This window comes from Promicromonospora sp. NPDC060204 (genome assembly GCF_042728455.1).
Lineage (GTDB): Bacteria > Actinomycetota > Actinomycetes > Actinomycetales > Cellulomonadaceae > Promicromonospora.
Genome location: NZ_JBHWZO010000367.1, coordinates 1 through 4792 on the forward strand (window position 1 = coordinate 1; position 4792 = coordinate 4792).

Annotated in this window: 4 protein-coding genes; all 4 read right to left on the reverse strand. The window is 65.5% G+C overall.

The window, feature by feature from the left end; genetic code table 11:
- Positions 1-48 precede the first annotated feature (48 nt).
- The 4 genes from tuf to rpsL all read right to left on the reverse strand — a co-directional run bounded on the left by tuf (position 49) and on the right by rpsL (position 4409).
- Positions 49-1245 carry an elongation factor Tu gene (tuf, locus tag ACFWEJ_RS27310; protein ID WP_285100985.1) on the reverse strand — a complete coding sequence of 399 codons (1197 nt, stop codon included), beginning with the start codon at positions 1243-1245 and terminating at the stop codon, positions 49-51.
- A 122-nt stretch (positions 1246-1367) separates the two neighbouring features.
- Positions 1368-3470: an elongation factor G gene (gene fusA / locus ACFWEJ_RS27315; RefSeq protein WP_377232319.1), complete on the reverse strand. Its 2103-nt coding sequence runs from the start codon at positions 3468-3470 to the stop codon at positions 1368-1370.
- Between the two features lie 94 nt (positions 3471-3564).
- Positions 3565-4035, reverse strand: a complete 471-nt coding sequence (rpsG, locus tag ACFWEJ_RS27320; RefSeq protein ID WP_182620558.1) for a 30S ribosomal protein S7 — start codon at positions 4033-4035, stop codon at positions 3565-3567.
- Positions 4035-4409: a 30S ribosomal protein S12 gene (gene rpsL / locus ACFWEJ_RS27325; RefSeq protein ID WP_020016109.1), complete on the reverse strand. Its 375-nt coding sequence runs from the start codon at positions 4407-4409 to the stop codon at positions 4035-4037. Before rpsL ends, rpsG begins: the two co-directional genes overlap by 1 nt.
- Between the last annotated feature and the right edge of the window lie 383 nt (positions 4410-4792).

Below are 4792 nucleotides of genomic sequence, written 5' to 3' on the forward strand. Positions count from 1 at the left end.
GGCCCCATCGTTCAGCTGACTTCCGTCAGATGAGACCGTGCTCCAGGATCACTTGAGGATCTTGGTGACGCGGCCCGATCCGACCGTGCGGCCACCCTCGCGGATGGCGAAGCCCAGGCCCTCCTCCATGGCGATCGGCTGGATCAGCTCGACCGACATCTCGGTGTTGTCGCCGGGCATGACCATCTCGGTGCCCTCGGGCAGCGTGATGACGCCGGTGACGTCCGTGGTACGGAAGTAGAACTGCGGGCGGTAGTTCGAGTAGAACGGGTTGTGACGGCCACCCTCGTCCTTGCCCAGGATGTAGACCTGCGCCTCGAAGTTCGTGTGCGGGGTGATGGAACCCGGCTTCACGACGACCTGGCCACGCTCGACGTCCTCGCGCTTGATGCCACGCAGGAGGAGACCGGTGTTGTCGCCGGCCTGCGCCTGGTCCATCTGCTTGTGGAACGTCTCGATGCCCGTGACGGTGGTCTTCTGCGGAACGCGGATACCCACGATCTCGACATCAGAGTTGATGTCCAGGGTTCCACGCTCGACCTTGCCGGTGACGACGGTGCCACGACCGGTGATCGTGAAGACGTCCTCGATCGGCATGAGGAACGGCTTGTCGAGGTCGCGCTCCGGCTCCGGAACGTTCTCGTCGACGGCGTCCATCAGCTCGACGATCTTCTCGACCCACTCCGGGTCGCCCTCGAGAGCCTTGAGGCCCGAGACGCGAACGACCGGCGCGTTGTCGCCGTCGAACTCCTGCGACGACAGCAGCTCGCGGACCTCCATCTCGACGAGCTCGAGGATCTCCTCGTCGTCGACCATGTCGGACTTGTTGAGCGCCACGAGCAGGTAGGGCACGCCGACCTGGCGAGCGAGCAGCACGTGCTCACGCGTCTGGGCCATCGGGCCGTCGGTCGCGGCGACCACCAGGATCGCGCCGTCCATCTGGGCGGCACCGGTGATCATGTTCTTGATGTAGTCGGCGTGACCCGGGGCGTCGACGTGCGCGTAGTGGCGCTTCGGCGTCTCGTACTCGATGTGCGCGATGTTGATCGTGATACCGCGCTGCTTCTCCTCCGGCGCGGCGTCGATCTCGTCGAAGTTGCGCTGCGTGTTCGCCGGGAGCTCCGGGTACTTGTCCGCAAGCGTCTTCGAGATCGCGGCGGTCAGCGTCGTCTTACCGTGGTCGACGTGACCGATCGTGCCGATGTTGACGTGCGGCTTGGTCCGCTCGAACTTGGCCTTAGCCACTGGGGTCCTCCTGGGACTTGGGTAGATGTTCCGAACGTTGCAGATGCTCGGCCAAGAAGCCTACAACTGCGGGGCGTGCGGTTTTTCCTACAGGTTGGTTGTGCGGGTCGACCTGTGGGGACTCACTCGCCCCGGGTCTTCTTGATGATCTCTTCGGCAACTGCCTTGGGAACCTCGGCGTAGCTGTCGAACTGCATCGAGTACACCGCGCGACCCTGGGTCTTCGACCGGAGGTCACCGATGTAGCCGAACATCTCGCTGAGCGGCACCTGGGCGCGAACGACCTTCACACCGGTCGCGTCCTCCATGGACTGGATCATGCCACGTCGAGAGTTGATGTCGCCGATCACGTCGCCCATGTACTCCTCGGGCGTACGCACCTCGACGGCCATGACCGGCTCGAGCAGGACAGGGTCGGCGCGCTTGACGCCTTCCTTGAAGACCATCGAACCGGCAATCTTGAACGCCATCTCCGAGGAGTCGACGTCGTGGTACGCACCGTCGATCAGCGTCGCCTTCACGCCGACGACCGGGAAGCCTGCCAGCACACCCTGCTGCATGGCCGACTGGATACCGGCGTCGACCGACGGGATGTACTCGCGCGGGATGCGGCCACCGGTGACGGCGTTCTCGAACTCGTAGAGCTCGCCCTCCGACGTCTCCAGCGGCGCGAAGGTCACCTGGACCTTGGCGAACTGGCCGGAACCACCCGTCTGCTTCTTGTGCGTGTAGTCGATCTTCTCCGCCGTGCGGCGGATCGTCTCGCGGTACGCGACCTGCGGCTTGCCGACGTTCGCCTCGACCTTGAACTCGCGACGCATGCGGTCGACGAGGATGTCGAGGTGGAGCTCGCCCATACCGCCGATGACGGTCTGGCCGGTCTCGTCGTCCAGCTTCACGCGGAAGGTCGGGTCCTCCTGCGCGAGCTTCTGGATCGCGGTCGACAGCTTCTCCTGGTCGGCCTTCGTCTTCGGCTCGATGGCCACGTCGATGACGGGCTCCGGGAAGCTCATCGACTCGAGGATGACCTGGTTCTGCGGGTCCGACAGGGTGTCACCGGTGGTGACGTCCTTGAGCCCGATGAACGCGTAGATGTGCCCTGCGTGGGCTTCCTCGACCGGGTTCTCCTTGTTGGAGTGCATCTGGAAGAGCTTCCCGATGCGCTCCTTCTTGCCCTTGGTCGAGTTCTGCACCTGGGCGCCCTGCGCGACCTTGCCCGAGTAGACGCGGACGTAGGTGAGCTTGCCGAAGAACGGGTGCGTGGCGACCTTGAAGGCGAGAGCCGAGAACGGCTCCGACTCCTCGGGGCGGCGCACGACGACCTTCTCGGCGTCCTTCACGTCGTGACCCTCGACGGCCGGCACGTCGAGCGGCGACGGCAGGTAGTCGATGACGGCGTCGAGCATGGGCTGCACGCCCTTGTTCTTGAACGCCGAGCCGCACAGGACCGGGAAGGCCGCGGACGAGATGACGAGCTTGCGGATGCCGCTCTTGATCTCGGCGATCGTGAGCTCCTCGCCACCGAGGAACTTCTCGAGCAGCTCGTCGTCCGCCTCGGCGACGGCCTCGATGAGCTCGGCACGGTACTGCTGCGCCTTCTCGACGAGGTCGGCCGGGATCTCCTCGACCTCGTACTCCTCGCCCATCTTGGTGTCGCCGCGCCAGGTCAGCGCCTTCATCTCGATGAGGTCGACAACGCCCTCGAAGTCGTTCTCAGCACCGATCGGGAGCTGGATGACGAGCGGCTTCGCCTTGAGGCGGTTGATGATCGTGTCGACAGTGAAGTAGAAGTCAGCGCCGAGCTTGTCCATCTTGTTGACGAAGCAGATGCGCGGGACGTCGTACTTGTCCGCCTGCCGCCACACCGTCTCGGACTGGGGCTCGACACCCTCCTTGCCGTCGAACACGGCAACCGCGCCGTCCAGCACGCGGAGCGACCGCTCCACCTCGACCGTGAAGTCGACGTGGCCCGGCGTGTCGATGATGTTGATCTGGTTGTTCTTCCAGTAGCAGGTCGTCGCGGCGGACGTGATCGTGATGCCGCGCTCCTGCTCCTGCTCCATCCAGTCCATCGTCGACGCACCGTCGTGCGTCTCACCGATCTTGTAGTTCACACCCGTGTAGAACAGGATGCGCTCGGTCGTCGTGGTCTTTCCGGCATCGATGTGGGCCATGATGCCGATGTTGCGGACCTTGTTCAGGTCGGTCAGCACGTCGAGTGCCACGGTGTCTTACCCCTTGGTCTAAAGGTGGGCTGGGGGCCGGCGGTCAAGCATCCACCGACGGCCCCGGGGGTGACCCGGGGCCGCTCGGAAGCTACTACCAGCGGTAGTGCGCGAAGGCCTTGTTGGAGTCGGCCATCTTGTGCATGTCCTCGCGGCGCTTGACCGCGGCACCGAGACCGTTCGACGCGTCGAGGATCTCGTTCATGAGACGCTCGGTCATCGTCTTCTCGCGGCGAGCGCGGGAGAAGTCGGTGAGCCAGCGGAGCGCGAGCGTGGTGGCGCGCGTCGGGCGCACGTCGACCGGCACCTGGTAGGTGGCGCCACCGACACGGCGGGAGCGCACCTCGAGAGCCGGACGGACGTTGTCGAGCGCGCGCTTCAGCACCACGACAGGGTCGCCGTCGGTCTTGGAGCGGACACCCTCGAGGGCGCCGTAGACGATCGCCTCGGCGGTCGACTTCTTGCCGTCGAGCAGGACCTTGTTGATCAGCTGCGTGACAACCGGGGACCCGTAGACCGGGTCGACGATGAGCGGCCGCTTCGGGGCCGGACCCTTGCGGGGCATCAGCTCTTCTCCTTCTTGGCGCCGTAACGAGACCGAGCCTGCTTGCGACCCTTCACGCCCTGCGTGTCGAGCGCGCCACGGACGATCTTGTAGCGGACACCGGGAAGGTCCTTCACACGGCCGCCGCGCACGAGCACGATGGAGTGCTCCTGCAGGTTGTGGCCGACACCGGGGATGTACGCGGTGACCTCGACCTGCGAGGAGAGCTTCACACGGGCGACCTTGCGGAGGGCCGAGTTCGGCTTCTTGGGGGTGGTGGTGTACACACGGGTGCACACGCCGCGCCGCTGGGGGGAGCCCTTGAGGGCCGGAGTCTTCGACTTCCCGGCCTTCGAGGTCCGCCCCTTGCGGACGAGCTGCTGGATCGTAGGCACTACGTCTCCGTCGTCTTCTTGAGCTTCGGCGACGCCCTGCCGGCGTCCCCGTCAATGGTTCTGGCTTGTGCGTGCCGATCGCATGCGGCACCCACAGCCCCGCACGGGGACTGCTACGCCACTTACCACCGGCTCGATGGCCCGGCTCCACCACCGGGGCACGTACGTGCTCCGGGAGGTTCTTGCCGGGGTGCCCACGCACTCACATCGGCCGCTTTCCGAAGCCACCTTGCGGCGGCCTTCAAGAGGTGCGGCCCGACGGCGCAGGCACGGATTCCTAGGTTACCCGCGTGTCTACGGGGGGTCAAAACGAATCGGGTGTGAGATGCGCCCGAGAAACCGCCAAGTAGAGCGCCTGCCCGGCTCCGCACGGGACGAACCCG

Excerpts from the sequence above, each read along its gene's own strand:
- rpsG (WP_182620558.1), bottom strand. The coding sequence starts at position 4,035 with ATGCCCCGCAAGGGTCCGGCCCCGAAGCGGCCGCTCATCGTCGACCCG.